The 15,949-nt window shown below is 59.7% G+C and carries 10 protein-coding genes; 9 read left to right on the top strand and 1 reads right to left on the bottom strand.

Features of this window, described 5'->3' with window-relative positions:
• Positions 1 to 522 precede the first annotated feature (522 nt).
• Positions 523 to 882 carry a serine hydrolase gene (locus OY559_RS18420; RefSeq protein ID WP_343228738.1) on the bottom strand — a complete coding sequence of 120 codons (360 nt, stop codon included), beginning with the start codon at positions 880 to 882 and terminating at the stop codon, positions 523 to 525.
• Positions 883 to 906: 24 nt separating this feature from the next.
• Between OY559_RS18420 and OY559_RS18415 the strand changes: the two genes are divergently transcribed.
• The 9 genes from OY559_RS18415 (at position 907) to OY559_RS18375 (ending at position 14,236) form a co-directional block, all read left to right on the top strand.
• The gene (locus tag OY559_RS18415) at positions 907 to 1,032 is read left to right on the top strand and encodes a hypothetical protein (RefSeq protein WP_277727741.1); all 126 of its coding nucleotides are present in this window, start codon (positions 907 to 909) and stop codon (positions 1,030 to 1,032) included.
• Between the two features lie 192 nt (positions 1,033 to 1,224).
• Positions 1,225 to 4,761: an ATP-binding protein gene (locus OY559_RS18410; RefSeq protein WP_277727739.1), complete on the top strand. Its 3,537-nt coding sequence runs from the start codon at positions 1,225 to 1,227 to the stop codon at positions 4,759 to 4,761.
• A gap of 10 nt (positions 4,762 to 4,771) precedes the next feature.
• Positions 4,772 to 5,998: an EAL domain-containing response regulator gene (locus OY559_RS18405; protein ID WP_277727737.1), complete on the top strand. Its 1,227-nt coding sequence runs from the start codon at positions 4,772 to 4,774 to the stop codon at positions 5,996 to 5,998.
• A 50-nt stretch (positions 5,999 to 6,048) separates the two neighbouring features.
• Positions 6,049 to 7,137, top strand: coding sequence for a response regulator (locus OY559_RS18400; RefSeq protein WP_277727735.1), 1,089 nt, complete (start codon positions 6,049 to 6,051; stop codon positions 7,135 to 7,137).
• Between the two features lie 397 nt (positions 7,138 to 7,534).
• Positions 7,535 to 7,807 carry a hypothetical protein gene (locus tag OY559_RS18395; RefSeq protein ID WP_277727733.1) on the top strand — a complete coding sequence of 91 codons (273 nt, stop codon included), beginning with the start codon at positions 7,535 to 7,537 and terminating at the stop codon, positions 7,805 to 7,807.
• Between the two features lie 68 nt (positions 7,808 to 7,875).
• Positions 7,876 to 8,508, top strand: coding sequence for a hypothetical protein (locus OY559_RS18390; protein ID WP_277727732.1), 633 nt, complete (start codon positions 7,876 to 7,878; stop codon positions 8,506 to 8,508).
• A 59-nt stretch (positions 8,509 to 8,567) separates the two neighbouring features.
• A complete protein-coding gene (locus OY559_RS18385) occupies positions 8,568 to 9,236 on the top strand; it encodes an AbiV family abortive infection protein (RefSeq protein WP_277727730.1) in 669 nt (222 codons plus the stop codon).
• Between the two features lie 1,572 nt (positions 9,237 to 10,808).
• Positions 10,809 to 13,220 carry a hypothetical protein gene (locus OY559_RS18380; protein WP_277727728.1) on the top strand — a complete coding sequence of 804 codons (2,412 nt, stop codon included), beginning with the start codon at positions 10,809 to 10,811 and terminating at the stop codon, positions 13,218 to 13,220.
• The gene (locus OY559_RS18375) at positions 13,220 to 14,236 is read left to right on the top strand and encodes an ATP-binding protein (RefSeq protein WP_277727727.1); all 1,017 of its coding nucleotides are present in this window, start codon (positions 13,220 to 13,222) and stop codon (positions 14,234 to 14,236) included. The genes OY559_RS18380 and OY559_RS18375 overlap by 1 nt, the downstream gene beginning before the upstream one ends.
• Positions 14,237 to 15,949 lie beyond the last annotated feature (1,713 nt).

The following is a 15,949-nucleotide window of genomic DNA, read 5'->3' as shown; positions in this document are numbered from 1 at the left end:
CGTAGCACTTCCCCACTCATCGATCCAAGCAGTACCGCAGCTTCTTCATGCAAGACAGCTACTTCTGATTGCCAGAGATTTAGCAATGTCCGCTTCTGGCCGGAAGCGGACATCCAGTGCCACGCGCAGGTACTCCAAGAGGCAGTCTCTGGTCTATGCCTTTTAAACAGGACACTTAAGACCTTGTCGATGCATTGGCATGCCATCCAACAGAGCTGCTAGCCAGGCCCATGCGGATCATTGGAAGCAGGTCCTGCGAGCCAGACGCGGAGCGTCATACTCAGTGCGTCCGCAGCATTCCGAATGTCTAGTTCGCGATCAGTACCGGCTCCGCGCATGAAGCTCACGATATCCGGGCTCCACATGATGGCTGTGGCCCGATCTCCGAACACTACCTCTTCTTGCTCGTCCATGCGCGACAGGATAGCCTGCGCGCGCCCGGCCATCACGATTGAGAGCGGCCCTCTTGGCCGAAAGCAGACAGGACACAACCTTTTAACGTAGGCCTCCGACAAGGGCGGCCTAGTGGGCGGTCGTATTGGGACGGGATTGATAAAACTCGCCGATGCGACGGATGAATCTTTGAGGATTCGAACCTGCGAGGTTGGTCAGTACGATGACGGCCAGATCTTCGTCAGGATAGACAACAAAGGCAGCCCGTGCGCCGCCGATGCCCGCGACTTGGCGGGGAAAATCCGCTTTAAGTACCGGCCAGCCCAAGGCCCATTCACTCTGCGCACCGCTAGTGAGCGATTCCGGTTGCCACAACCATTGCATGTGCTCCGCGTCTATCAACCGCTCCTCGGACAGCGCGATAATCCAGCGCAAAAGCTCCTCGGCCGTAGTCTGCATGCCGCCGCCAGCCCACAGGCTATAAGGCACCCCTCGACCGAGAGGCAGTACGGCATGCCAGTGGAGCACTGGTTCAAGGTGCAGGACGCCATCAGCGACCGCAAGCACATGGAGCAGGTGGCCGTGCTGAAGGGCGAAGCGCGGGGCGTACGCGTCCTGCCGGATGGGGTCCTGGCCTAAAGAATCCGGAATCGGGGCCGATGAGAAGTCGCGCGGACTTCCCCTGACCGCCCACGAGTCTTCATGCTGCTCATCATTCAGGCCACGTTGCGACGCACGTCACATTTAAAGGCGACTCATCACGCTCCGCTACCGTCCGAAGCCACAGGCTTGCTTCCACGCTAGTTCATGGACGCGGCGGCGACATCACTCATGGCACTGCACCAGGATCTGGCACGCGCGGCGCTGGACGCTTTGCCCCACCCGGCCTGCATCGTGGGCGAGTCCGGCACCTTGCTGTTCACCAATGAAGCGTGGAAGCAGGCCTCGCACAGCGCAGGCATCGATCCGGGCGCCGTTGCCGAGGGTGCCAACTACCTGCTCGTCTGCAAGCGCGCCGCGGCCTGCGACGACCCCTACGCGCGCAAGTTCGTCGAGCTGTTCGCCGAGGTGGTGCAGGCCGGATCGGGCGGCTTTCAGCTGGAATATCCCTGCGATGCCCCCGACCGGCCACGCTGGTTCGTCGCGCGCGCGTCCTGCTTCACGTCCAGCGCGGGCACGGCGGCACCGCACGTGCTGGTCGTGCACGAAGACATCACGGCGCAGAAGCTGGCGCAGAGACAGGCCGATGAGGTGTCCGCCCTGGCGCGCTTCGCCAGCCGGATGGTCCGGTTCGGCGGGTGGCAGTACGACGTGCGCGAACGCCAGATCACCTGGTCGGGCCAGGTGGCCGAAATCCATGGCATGCCCGAGGGCACCCACCCGACGCCGGAGCAGGCGGTGCAGTTCATCGCCCCCGAATGGCGCAACCACCTGATCGAAGCCTTCGCTTCGTGCGAAATCGATGGCGCGCCCATCGACGAGGAGTTCGAGATCATCTCGGCCACCGGCGAATGCCTCTGGGTGCGCTGCGTGGGCACGGCCGAGCGGGACGCCGCGGGCAACGTGGCGTACATCCGCGGCGCCTTCCTGGATTCCTCGGCGCGCTACCGGGCCGAGCAGCAGATGGCCAACGTGGCGGCCCGGCTGACCAACACCCTGGAGAGCATCACCGACGCGTTCTTCCAGCTGGACCGAAACTTCGCCTTCCGGTACGTGAACCGGCAGGCCGAACGGCTGCTGCACGAGCATCGGGGGAAGCTGCTGGGCTACAACATCTGGGATGCGTTCCCGGAAGCGGTGGGAAGCGAGTTCCAGGCGCAGTACGAAGAAGCCGTGCGGACCGATACGGCCCGCGAATTCGTCGCTTTCTACCAACCGCTCCAGGCGTGGTTCGAAGTGCGCGCCTACCCGCACGAGGGCGAGCTGTCGGTCTACTTCCGGGACATCACGGCACGCCGGGCGGCGCAGATCGCCCTGGAAAACAGCGAACAGAGCCTTCGCCTGGCCATCCGCGCCGCCGGCCTGGGGACCTGGAGCTGGAACAGGGAGCAGCGCCGGATCGTCTGGTCGGACAGGTGCGCCGAGATGTTCGGGTTGGCGCCCACCGGTTCCATCGGCTATCTGGAATTCCTGGAGCGGATACACGCCGAAGAGCGGGAGGCCAAGGACCGGCAACTGCGGCATGTCCTCCAGGAGGAGCAGGAATTCCGTGTGGAGGTGAGGGTGCCCGCCGCGACCGGCGACGTGCGCTGGGTGTCGATCATCGGAAGGATGTTCCCCTCCGACGGCGAGCATGCCGGGTCGATGCAGGGCGTCGCCCTGGACATCAGCGACCAGAAGCTGGCCGAGCGCGAGCTCCGCACGCTCAATGAAGACCTGGAACGGATCGTCGCGCAGCGCACGGCGGAGCTGCAGGCGGCCAAGCAGCAGGCCGAATCCGCCAGCCGGGCCAAGTCCGCGTTCCTGGCGTCGATGAGCCATGAGATACGCACGCCCATGAACGGCGTGCTGGGCATGGTGGAGGTGCTTTCCCGAAGCGAGCTGGGCAGCCGGCAGAACGATGCGTTGAAGACGATCCACGAATCGGCCACCAACCTGCTGCGGCTGATCGACGACATCCTGGATTTCTCGAAGATCGAAGCCGGCCGGCTGGAGATCGTGCGGCAGCCCACGGCGCTCGAGCCCCTCGCCGAGTCCGTCTGCGAGACCCTCAATGCCGAGGCGGTCGCCAAAGGCGTGGACGTCAACCTCTACATCTCCCCCGGCCTGCCCGAGACGGTGCTGGCCGACCCGGTGAGGATGAGGCAGGTCTTCTTCAACCTGCTGGGCAATGCGATCAAGTTCAGCGGAAGTCGCGCCAAGCGGGGGCGCGTAAGGTTCGCGATCGAGGAGGACCGCGACGACAACGGCTGGCTGCTGGTCACCGTGGCCGACAACGGGATAGGCATTTCCCCGGAAAACATGGACCGCCTGTTCCATGTGTTCACCCAGGCCGAAGCCTCGACCACGCGCCGGTTCGGCGGCACCGGTCTGGGGCTGGCCATTTGCAAGCAGCTGGTCGACCTGATGGGTGGATCCATCTGGGCCACCAGCCAGCTGGACGTAGGATCGACGTTCTACGCGCGCATTCCGGTCGCAGGCGTGACCCAGTCGCCCTCGTTGAACCTCAGGCTGGACGGCCTGGAGGTGCTGGTGACGCAGAGCGCGGTGTACGACGCCGACGATGTCTGCTCGTACCTGCGCTACGCGGGCGCGAACGTCAGCCAGGTCCCCGGCATGGAGCTGGCGGCGAAGGTGCTTGCGTCCCGCCCCGATGCGCTGCTCCTGCACGGCGCGGACTACAAGGCCAGGGGCTGGTTGATGCTGCCGCCCTGCATGGATGGGGTCGCCGGCGTGGCCCGGCTCGTCGTCACGCGCGGACGCAGGCGCTCGCCGCGGCGGATAGACGACGGCACCGTGGTGCTTGATGCCTCCATCCTGAGGCAGCGCGCCCTCCTGTCTGCGGTGTGCCTCAGTGCGGGCATCGAATTCGACTGGCCGCTCGCGCCCTCCGGCGCCGACAAACCCGCGGCAGGCAGCGCCGCCAGCGCTCCCGCGCAGCGTGGGCGCGTGCTCGTCGTCGAGGACGACATCACCAACCAGAAGGTCATCCTGCGGCAGCTCGAACTGCTCGGGTACGTCGCCGATGTGGCCGGGGACGGCCTGGAAGCCCTGGCGCTTCTGGAGCAGCGGCGGTATGCCGTCGTCATCACCGACCTCCACATGCCCAACATGGACGGCTACACGCTGATCGGTCGCCTCAAGGCCGATGCCCGGCAGCGCGATATCCCAGTGATCGTGCTGACGGCGAACGCCATCCGTACGGAGGCGACCACGGTCGATCTGAAGGCGGACGAATACCTGGTCAAGCCCACCACCCTGACGTCGCTGCAGGAGTCCCTGACGCGCCTGACCTCGGTCCACAGCGACAGCGCCCTGGCGGCGGCCGCCGTCCCGGCAGGCGCCGAAAGGCTGGACCTGTCTGTCCTGGAGCAACTGGTGGGCAGCGACAAGTCCGTGCATGCCGAGCTCCTGTCGGCCTTCGGGGAGTCGCTGCGCCAGGCCACGTTCGACCTGCAGAGCGCAAGCCTGAGGGACGACGTCACCACGATCGCGGGCATCGCCCATCGGCTGAAATCGTCCTCCCGCGCGGTCGGCGCCTTGCCCTTCGCGGAAATCTGCTCCGAGCTGGAGCGCGCAGCCCTTGTCGCCGATGGTCCGCTCAGCCAGGAGGTGCTGGTGATGCTGCTCAGCGAAGCGGTGGGGCTGCTGGAAGAAACCACTCAGGCGATCAAGAGATTGGAAGAGAGAGGAGAAACCGATGGATAAGGAGGTTCCCATGGAGATAGTGGTGGTCGACGACGACCGCATCACCCTTCGCGTGGTCGAGATGCAGCTGAGGAACCTGGGGCTGCGTGCGCAGGGCATCGACACGATCCGTGTCTACGACGATGCCGCCAGCGCGCTGGAGTCCCTGGCCCAGACCCACGACCGGGTCGCCGTCGTGGTCTGCGACCTGCAGATGCCGGGAATGGATGGCGTGGAGTTCATCCGCAACATCGCCTCGCTGGGCTATTCCGGCGGGCTGCTGCTGTTCTCGGCGGAGGAGACGGCCATCGTGGGGTCGGCCCGGGAGCTGGCGATGGCGCACGGGCTGTGCGTAGGTCCCGCGCTGCACAAGCCGGTCTATCCCAATGAGCTGGAGCTGGCGCTGCGCGATGTCCTTCGCATGTCCGCCGCATCGGCTTCCACCCGCAAGCCTCTGGAACTGTACGAGTCCGAGCTCGACCAGGTGGCGGTGGAGAACGTCGAGCCCTGGTACCAGCCCAAGATCGACCTCAGGACCCTGGAGGTCGTCGGCTTCGAGGCGCTCGCGCGCTGGCGGAGCGAGACGCACGGGATCCTGACGCCGGGCAATCTGGCGACGACGCAGCGCTATGCCGCCCACATGAAGGAGGTGTCCAGCACGGTGTTGATCACCGCCATCTCCGATCTCGCCGAATGGGCGGGGCGCGGCCATCCCTGGACGGTGTCCGTCAACGTCACCGCCGAACTGCTGGCCGACATCAGGCTTACGGAGTCCATCGTTGCGCTGGCCTCGCGCTTCCAGGCGCCGCTGGAGAACCTCACCCTGGAAATCACCGAACAAGAGGCGTTCGTGCAGCCGAGCGCCCAGCTGGATACCGCGAACCGCTTGAGGCTGCGGAAGATCTCGCTGTCGATCGACGACTTCGGCACCGGTCACTCTTCGCTCGCCAATCTCCGCGACCTGCCGTTCGACGAGCTCAAGATCGACCGCAGCTTCGTCGCAGGCGCGGCCAGGAACGAGCGTGGCCGCAAGATCCTGCAATCCACCCTGGCACTGGCCGCGGACCTGGGCATGACCACGGTGGCCGAAGGCGTGGAGACGGAAGAGGAGTTCCACCTGGTGCGCGAGCTGGGCGCAGCCCAGGCGCAGGGGTACTACTTCTCGCCCGCGCTGCCCATCGACGAAGTGATTCCATGGACGCGCGCGTGGGACGGCCCCTCGCGGCTGCGCGGCGTGGGCGAGGCACGCGGGGACTGACCCGGATGAACGTGGATTCCAAACCCGGCGACAGCTCCCATGCGGCCCCCGTGCTGGTCGTCTGCGATTCGAATTCCGACCGCCGCCTGCTGGCCGAGATGATCATGCAGCAGGTCGCGCTTGAGGTGGCCACGTCGAACATCGAGGCCGCCTACCAGCAGGCCGAAGCCATCAAGCCGAGCGTGCTGGTGCTGGCATTCCATGATCTCGACGAGGCGGAGAGCTGGTACCTGGGGCTGTTCCGGGCATCGGCGCAGCTGGCGTCGCTGCGGCACAAGGCGGTCGTTCTGTGCAAGCGCGCCGACGCCGTGCGCGCCTTTCATCTCTGCAAGGACAAGCGCTTCGACGATTACGTCGTCTTCTGGCCGATCAGCGACGACCCTCGGCGGCTGGGCATGGCGGTCATCGCCGCCGTGCGCGCGCTCCAGGAATCGAGTGCATGGAACTCGCGCATTTCCGGCATCGCGGCCAACGCCCGCCACATGGCGCAACTGGAGCAGGCCGTCCTGGACACCTTAGCCGCTGGCGACAGGGCAATGGGGGATGTCTCGCGCAGGCTGCACGGTGCCGGCGACGGCATGCAGGCGTTCGTCGAGGGGCTATCCGGCACGCTGCCCGCCCAGTCCTACGACGCGGCACGCGCGCTGCTGACACAGATCCGCGAGTGCGGGGACCTGGCCGAAGTAGCGGCGTGGGTGACGGCCCTGAAGGCGCATCTGGAAAGTCATATCGGCCATGCCCGTGCCATATCCGCGCAGACACGGCATGTAGAGCCCGAGGTGCTGGTGGTCGACGACGACGAATTCCAGCATCGCATGATCGGTCACCTGCTGGCCGACGCGGGATTGCGATTGAGCTACGCCAAGAGTGCGTCGGAGGCCATCCTGCTGCTTAGGGGCTGGCGGCCCGATCTGATCCTGGTAGATTTCGGGCTTCCCGACACGGATGGCATCGAGCTGATAAAGATCGTGAAGGCGAACAGCGAACTCGCCGGGGTCCCCATCATTCTGATCACCGGTAACAGCACGCGCGAGGTGGCGGTCGAGAGCATCAAGCTGGGCGCGGTGGACTTCATGGTGAAACCCTTCGACCGCAACCGCCTGCTTTCAAGCATCAAGAAACACATCGCGATGGCGTGAGGCGTCCAGCCCCGGCGGGCCTTGCGGCATGTCGTCGGGGAAGCACATAGATGGGCATTCGCAATGCGGCCCGCCGAACCCTGTGGGGCGCCTCCGTTCGATATCGCGGTGCGGAGGGTCGCCCGATCATCCGTGGGAGGGCACCTGGAGCACGCGCTTTGTGGGGTCGGATTATTGGTCGCCTGAGGGCTGCTTCCGACCCAGAGCGGACATTCGCTTTAGCGAGTACACCGAACTCTACTGGGTACGGTTGTTCATCGGGTTGTTAGCCGGACGTGGTCGGCCTAAGATCGAGCCCTATCGAGGGTATAGCCTTCCATACGGTGCGCTTTGGATAAGTCGTATAACCGACCTAGGGGTTCAACTGCTAAGTAGTTGTGCCGCGTAAGGAAAGCTCATGGCTCTGACAGAAATCATCAAAGCACCACCTTCAGCTAACCGCTGCTTCCACACGACGACCAAGAACACCGCGATCTCTCAGAGAAAGACCTTGGAAGAGGCGATTGTCAACCTTGCGACAGCATTAGGTTCTCGCGTCATCTATAAGCAACTCAGCTCTCGTGGCACGTACTTCTATGAGGTTCAAGGCGTCGGCCTCAGCGGCTTCCAGAGCGCGTCCAACACGATACTTGAGCTGTCTCGTATGCTCGCCAGCAGTAGCAAGGTATAACAATCCATTCAAGCCGATGCCGCTTCGCGGCACAGCTCAATCTTGGCATTAGGCCTCAAAGGCACTGTATGACGGTCGGACATCTCGCAATAATCATCAGTCTTCTCGCCTTGGTGGTTTCTTTCTTATCACTCTGGGTAAACAGCCTGCGCCCATTCAAGCTTCGCGTCTCACATGATGCGCCTAGCTTTCGTCTCTACCGAATCACACCTCAGATATCTGGCTCGGAAGATGGTAAGAGCTGGTGGATTCCAAGCTTTGACATGGGTCTCTCCTTCTACAATCTTGGTAGACAGCCCGGAGAAGTGTTGGATGTAAGGCTCGTCTGTGAGCTGAAGGGTCACCGAACATCTCGCAGATTCTCGTTCTATCCAAAGTGGATCGTTGCTTACTCCCAGTTCCAACGATCTGGCAGCAAGCGATTTGAGTGGCTTGACAGCGCCGTTGTTCGCGACTGGTATCCGTTCACGCTCGGTGCAAATTCAGAGAAAGACATCCACGTTGTGCTTGAGACAGATCGATGGGATCACGAAGAGAACGGTGAAATGACGCTTTATCTGGAGATAATTTCGTCACCCAACACCAAATGGAAGCGAATCGCTAGCTACAAGCTACATGTTTCAGAGGGCATGTTTGAGGGGAAAAGTAGCTACTCACCTCATGACGAAAAAATCGAGAGACTACGGCGAGATGAGGCCTAACAACTCATTCAAGCCGACACCGTCTCGCGGCGGGGCTCAATTCCGGTGCTAGACGGCAGATGAGACAGCTCAGCAAATCGACACTCATATCGCTATCTAGGGCGGCACTCGAGAACGCCGAAGCTTTAGTTGGTGAAGCAGAAGTACTGCTAAAGAGCGAGAACTTTGCAAGAGCCTACTTTCTAGCAGTGGCTGGCATCGAAGAGATCGGGAAATCTGCACTGGCATTTAATGCGGCCGGACGAAACCTCGACGACCCGCGCGTAGCTAAAGCTGTCCGGGAGAAGCTCCTAGATCACAAGTCCAAGATCATCTCTGCATTCGGCCCTTCGCTGTACCTCACCAAGAAGGATAGTTTAGAGGAGGCCATTGAAGCTTCAATGGAGCTCATTGGCGCTCTACGACGGGGCCGGGAGCCATCCATGTACACGGAGATACTTCATGACGGCACCGTAAGATCCCCTCTCGATGTCGTTCGACCAGTTGCCTCACGCGACTCGGTCAGGCTTGCGCAGCACTGTTTGCATCGTGCAAGGGCCCACCTTACTGGTGAGAAGCCGCCTACAACCTCTGTCGCCAATGACTTCTTCTACACTCAATCCACCAGCAAAGTTAAGCAACTAATGGAGCACCCAGACTTTTCTGCGTTTTATCTTGAGCGGATAAAGGGCGGGGATACCGATCTTGAAGAGGCCATCTATGCCTTTGCTACGCGGCCTGCCGCCTAACAATTCATTCAAGCCGACGCCGCCTCGCGGGCTGGCTCCATCTTGACGGGGTGTCCGCTTCTGGCCGATTGCGGACTACTAAAGTCAGCTCGGCGCGACTCCCGAGAGGGATTCGTACAGGGCAAGCGTCGTTGCCACCTATCGTCTCCTGACGCACTAGTGAGATTGGCTAGGCTGATCTACGATCGACTGCGACAGCGTGCCATGAACAAGAAGCGGCGCGCGCCCCGTCCTGTCGACTAATCGCATCGCACGTAGATCAAAGCGCGGGACGCAAACCTCTCTTCTTTCAATTCATGCTTACTCTGATGGGCCTAGAACAGTCTGGGAGTAGCCGCAGTAGCGCGGTAGTCGCGCAGGCCACTTCCCCTATGAAAGGACTCAGGTAAGGGTCGCTGCGCATGTCTCTAACAGCCATGGCCATGTAACAAGCGGCTACCCATTGGCTATCCACTTGCCTCTTCAAGTGCATCAGACGGAACAGGCACGCGAGAGACAGCAAGCCGTACATGTCGCCCCGGCGCCACAATCCTTCGTAGTCCTCAAACGAGGCCGGGCCCAGTCCTGCGGGACCTCCGATTGGATCGCCCGGAAACCTATAGAAGCCACTAACCTTGACGCCACCTACCTCGTAGTAGCCCCCTATGTACGGCTCAATCCAGCACTGCACCTCCGCCAGGCTTCGTGGTCTCAAACTTAAAGACGCGAATGGCATTCCTGCAATAGTTCCAACCAATGGATGTCGCTGTGTGACAAGACGCATTCGAGCGGGCGAGAGAGAACGGGAGTCTGAGCTGTAAGCTGCAAATTCATCTCGACGCATGCACAACGGATCGTCGCCGCTTTCCCTACGCAGAACGTAGCGAGCCTCCAACTTATCCTCGCCACCTTCATTTAAAGCCCATGCGTGCCAGATGATCCGCCTATGGAGGCGTCCCACTGCATCACCGGCCGGCCTTCCTCTCTGAGGCTCCATCAGCGAAGAGAGTCGAAAGATCGCGTCGTAAAGCTCACCCATGACGCCTCCAATGGAAGTATGCGGAAAACCAACTCTTACGTTGGGTGAATCAACTTAGCAAAGGCGCTAGCGTTCTAGCGAACCCAGCGCCACTGGATGCTACGTGGAAACATCTAGCGATACGCTCTCCACAGCTTGGATCGCTGAGACATACGGAGCCCTAGTGCAGGCGAAGGATTTGTCACGGCTATTAGGGTTCAGCAACCCAGCCGGTCTTAGACGCGCGCATGCAACTGGGAGGCTTCCAGTAAGCCTATTCAGGTTGTGCGGACGGCGCGGTTGGTTCGCGCACGCCAGTGACGTGAGCGCCTATCTCCGATCGCAAGTGCGAGGGCACGCGCCGTGAACTAAACAACCGCCATCGTTAGTTTTCTGGGGCTCAAACAGGAAAAACCCGCGAGTGGTAACTCGCGGGTCTCTTGGTCGGCGACGTCTTCGTAGGGCCGCTGCCGGCACTGTCCCTCTCCTCGTTTCCTTTGTCAAGACTTCTTTGCGCTTGGCACGGGAGTGTTGTGCTTTCTCATTCGCATAACGAGTCAGTCGGGAGCATCCGCATGAAGGTGAATAGGGTACTGGGCGGCCCTTCGATGGTCGAAAGGGAGTGCGTCTATGCAGCCCTTGGCCTCTCAGAAAGGTCCACGGCTCTAATCGAAGAAATGATTCGTAACAGCGGACTCCGGGACGTCGCCAAGTCGGCCTTGACTAATGTCCGGACCGCGCTCCCTTCGGGAGTCAACGGTGCGGCTCGCGTTTTGGAAAGCCATACCTGCGAGCTGATATTTGCACGTGAACTAGAGTTGGATCCAACAGTGATCGGCTACTACGTCCAAGTGCCATTGCAAAACATTGAGCGAACCACAATTGCGGGCAGACGTCACATTTCCTCGGCGCACATCGATTTCCTCGTTTTTCGAGGAAACTGCGCTGAGCTTGTCGAGTGCAAGACTCAGGAGTGGCTAGCGAAGGTAGCGCTGCGACCGCGCAGCGATTGGAGTTGGAGAGAGGGTCAGTGGTTCCATGAGCCCTACATCGCTGCGGCGGAAGTTCTCGGCCTACCGTTCCGCACCTGGACGCCGCCATTTCCACACGGCATCTACGGAAGAAACCTTGAAGCCATACACGCGACACTCAATGACCTCGCCCAGCCAGACGTAAGCCTTATGGGGCGGGTGAAAAGACTTCTAACCACGCGACCTGCATCCATAGAGTCGATCTCAAAGGCGCTTCCCAGCTTTGGACTGGAGGTTGCACTATGGATGCTCGCGCGGCGACTCGTATACGGACCAATCACTTCCCTCCCGATTGATCAGGCTGACAGATTCCTCCTCTGTGCGTCTTCAGAGCAGGCCAATGAGATTGACGCCCTGCACCTCGCGCATCTATCTGCGTCACTCGCTCAGCCCGATGTATGCGATCCAATTCTCACAGCGTCAACTACTGACGTGAACAGAGCCTTGGGAAGGCTGAGGAAGATTGAAGACTTTGAGGCTGGCAGAACGAAGGGGACCGTGAGGCTACGGCAACTCATAAGAGAGGTCGCAATAGCCGTAGATGCTGGCAAGTCGCCGTTGTCGGCGTGCCTTACGAACTACTCGAAAAGTGGGAACCGGGTCGACAGAATCGACAAGCAGCAAATGGAGGCAGTCCAGGCGGCAATAGAAATCTGGAACCGAGGTGGAGCGAGGAACTCTAAGGAGCTTGAGTTTGTCTTCGAGGAGGAGTGTGCCAGACGCGAGGTGGATCCCGTGGGTTACTCGCGCCTCCACGCGATACGCCGCATGCAGAACCCTGAATCTCGCGCACTCGCCACCGGCGGAATGCGATCCTTTCATCAGGTTAGGTCGAGCACAGATCCAAGATATCGAAGTCAATCACCAATGCGCTATGGGCAGGTGCTGTACATCGACTCATCGCCATTTGATATAACGTTTGCGCCAGATTTAATAAACCATTTCCCAGCAACCAGCGGCGTCTTCTACATTGGAATCGACGGCGCAACCCATGACTCGATGGCGCACGCCGTAATCTACGGATCCGCGCGAACCGATGGACTAGCTCTGTTGATCAGGGAGCACGTACGTAGGCATGGCTTCCTTCCACGCACGATACATGTGGACCGCGGGGCAGAGAACACTTCCGATTGGTTGAAGTCGTTCTGCGATATGAGGATCTCATTGAGGCATTCACCAACCGCTGGGAGTGCTTGGAATGGGGTTGCAGAAAACACTATTAAGCAGATCAATTCGTGCGTTGCGCATGCCCTGCCTGGCAGCAAGTGGAATGATCAGTTGGGGAGAAAGGTCGATGGACGCTTCAAGAGCATCCATCACGCGCGCATGAGCTTCGCCGAAGTACTGGAGGAGTTCAGCACATACGTGTACGAGGATCTCCCCAATACCCCACGTGTGGGAGGAAGATCGCCACGAGAGATGCGGGAGGAGCTCCTCAAGAATTCGGGTCACGGAGGAATAGATTGTCTATGGGGTGACGACATTCTCATACAGACATCCATAAAGCCCCGTACCTGGGCTTGTGACAGACGCCGAGGAATTCGGATTGGAGAGGCACGATACACAAGCCGCGAGCTAATCGATGGATTGAAGCTTGATTGCGTCTCGGAGGTGCGTGCGGACGTGTGTGACCCGACAGTCGCATACGCCAAACTGAATAGAGCTTGGGTAAAGGTGTTCCATGCCAGTGTTATAGAGAAGGCGCACCTATCCCCGAGTGAAAAATTGTTTGAGCTTCTGTCTAGGCCGGAAGTACATCGAGAGGCTCGATTAAAGAAGCGAGATCTCGCGAAAAAGCGCTACTCTCGACATCAGCTCGCAATCGCTGCCTTACCTTCAACCCAACACTTGGGGCCAGAGCAGTTGGTCGCCGACCCGGGTCATGAGGAGACGCAATCAGGGCGAGGCCTGGACGTCACAGATGTTCTCCCTTTCGAAGAGGGGGAGGATTTCTAATGAAGATGATTCAGCATCCTATCTACAAGATTGCGAGAGTGCAGTTACGGCGTGAGTTAGAACTTCACCGCTCAGGACACATGGTCTTCATCATTGGGCCATCTGGCGTGGGAAAGACGACGATCCGCCGATCGACTCTACGCGAGATGTTCGGTAATCCACACTACTGGGGGAGAGGTCGCACGCCACTTGTCGAAGTTTTTGCAACGATGCCGAGCCGGGCCTACTTTAGTTCTCGAGATCTGGCGAACAACTTGGTTGACGAGCTGAATGCGCCAAGTATGGAATGGCTACTTGATTCGGGATCTTTCGCGGCGAAAGAGTGTTCGGTGTTGCGTAGCGAGCTAGCCGAATGCAAAGCGATTTGGCATGCAGTTCCACGCAAGCGAGTCACCGAGGCGGAGACGTGGCAAGCTTTCCGAGCTGGTTCAGGTGCTCGCGGATGCCGCTACGTCTCCATTGATCAAGTGACCGCACTTCTGGTGAATCACCGAGATACCTCTCCGGCAGACCATACGCTGCACCTCATGTCTCTGGGAGAATCTACAGGCTTGATGTTCATCATGACGGGCGTGTATCAAGCAGCTCGACTTTGGGATATCCACTCGGAACTACGTCGTCGCGTAAGCGTGATTTGGGTTCCTCCCTACAGTGACAAGCGAGCTGAAGATCGAGTTTCATTCTCCCGGTTTCTGAAGACCGTGGGAGCCAGGTCGCCCTTGATCTGTGACGCCATTCTTATCAACATGGCGCCGGAGATCCTTGCTGCGACGGCAGGTGTGGTTGGTGAAGTTTTGCAGCTGGTCGACCGTGCAACCAAGAGGGCTATAGATGAAGGTGCGCCCAAGCTTCTGAGGCGACACTTGAGCTTGTCGTACTACAACGATTCGGATTTGAGTTCGCTTTGGCGAGATGTGAACGAGTTTGAGCGAGTGATGAAAGCTGGAAGCGTGAAGGAACGATCATCACTCGTTCGTGCCCGATGGAAGATCGCTCAGGAAACGGTAGATCCATGAGCAGTTGCCGTCGAGAATGAACGCCGGAGCGAGTTTCTGGTGCCCACTTCCTCCGCTAGAACTTAGAGGAGTTGGGCAACCCGACGTAGAGTCCGCTCTATACTACGTCCAAAGGTTAGCGGCCGCGTGCAACACTAGCGCCGCATCGATACTTCGCGCCTCCTGTAAGAACGCATCAAATGTCAGAATTGTCTCCAATGCATCAGTATGTGGGCAGTCTCTGGAATTCGTAGATCGCCTTGAAGGATTGCAACGTCTCGGTGCGAGTGAGTATCTGAAGTGCGGCTCGTTCTGGGCTTTGAAGAATGTACTCGCTATTCGTGCGATCGGGTGGGACTCAAATCGTCGTCGGTGGTGTCCAACTTGCTTCTTCGAATGGAGCGAGGATTCTTCATACGAGCCCCTCATATGGTCACTTGGACTGCAGCTGCGATGCCGCTGGCATGGCTGTCTACTTGTGGAGAAGTGTCCGAGTTGCAAGTCCTCGCAGCCTGCCGCGTCAGCCCTTGGGAAGAGGCTCTCCTGCTGGAAGTGTCGCGCAGCACTTGGGTACCGTGCGCCAGCGGAGGAGGTCGACGCTCACGAGCGGTGGCAGGAGCGTCAGTGCGCTAGCTTGATAGCACTCTGCTCAAGCAATCTTCCGGAGCCGGTGCAGTGGAACAACTACGTTGATCTGATCCGAGGCATATCTGACGGCCTCGACGGCCGCAAGACTCATGGCCTGAGATGGCTCGCCAATAACTCTCGACGTGGCGTGATCTACAGACCGACGATCAACACGTTAGTGTCGCTTGCTGCATTTCAAGGAATAGACATACGTGAAATGTTGCTGGATCCTGCTTTCGGGTCTACGCCACTCATAGACCCAGAACGCGCGTTCAAATGGCTCCCTCCTTCAAAGCGCCTCTTTTCTCCACGGGTACTTTCGGCTGTCCGCTATATCGCCTCCGTTCTACGAAGGGAGCCCCCAGTTATCCCTCCCCCGGGCGTCATTTCGACATTTTTTGCGATTCGCAGTGAGATGATGATTGAAGCCGATCCTATGGCTTACGCAAGTTACGTCGCTCTATCTAGGTCTCGGGGTGGTGCTGCTCATCAGTGGCGCTTGCGAAATGCATTTAGAGTTGCCTTAGCCGGCATCGATCAAAAGAGAGATAAGCCAACCTGGCGAACGACCATGCCTCCCATTCTCTGCAGCCTTGGAAGCCGCGGACTAGACCCGGTTACGGCGGACTCAGTAGTGCGTGAGGCGCTGCGACTTGAGGCCTATAGACTACGTTCCAAGTGGCACATAGGGGACTCTCGGCATGTTGCCCAAAGCACGGCATGGCTGTCCGGCTAATGCCGGAACGGAGTGGCATTTCGCCGTGCAGACAACGGGTGCAAGTGGCTGGCAAATCCTTATGCTGCTTCCGTCTGGAAAGAGCAAGCTGCAGTAGCCACTTAGACAACGCTTGGCAGCTTGAGGCTCACTCAGAGGTCGATTGGACCGAGCTATCGGTGACCGGGGTGGGGACCTCGATATACCAGCAAAGACCGTCCCCACTTGTCCACAACTCGCACGTACCACAGCGTTTCATCATTTCCCAATAACTTGCAACAGGCCTCAATTCGTCGCTCTGGTTCTTCGATTCCTTCCTCATACGTAATCGTAGGGCCCCTAGGTTTTACTGGAGCCAGGCCCTTGAGAAGTTCGAGTGCATCTTTGCAATA

Origin of the sequence: Pseudoxanthomonas sp. SE1 (genome assembly GCF_029542205.1) — a bacterium.
Lineage (GTDB): Bacteria > Pseudomonadota > Gammaproteobacteria > Xanthomonadales > Xanthomonadaceae > Pseudoxanthomonas_A.
This window is presented reverse-complemented; position numbering and strand designations above follow the sequence as displayed.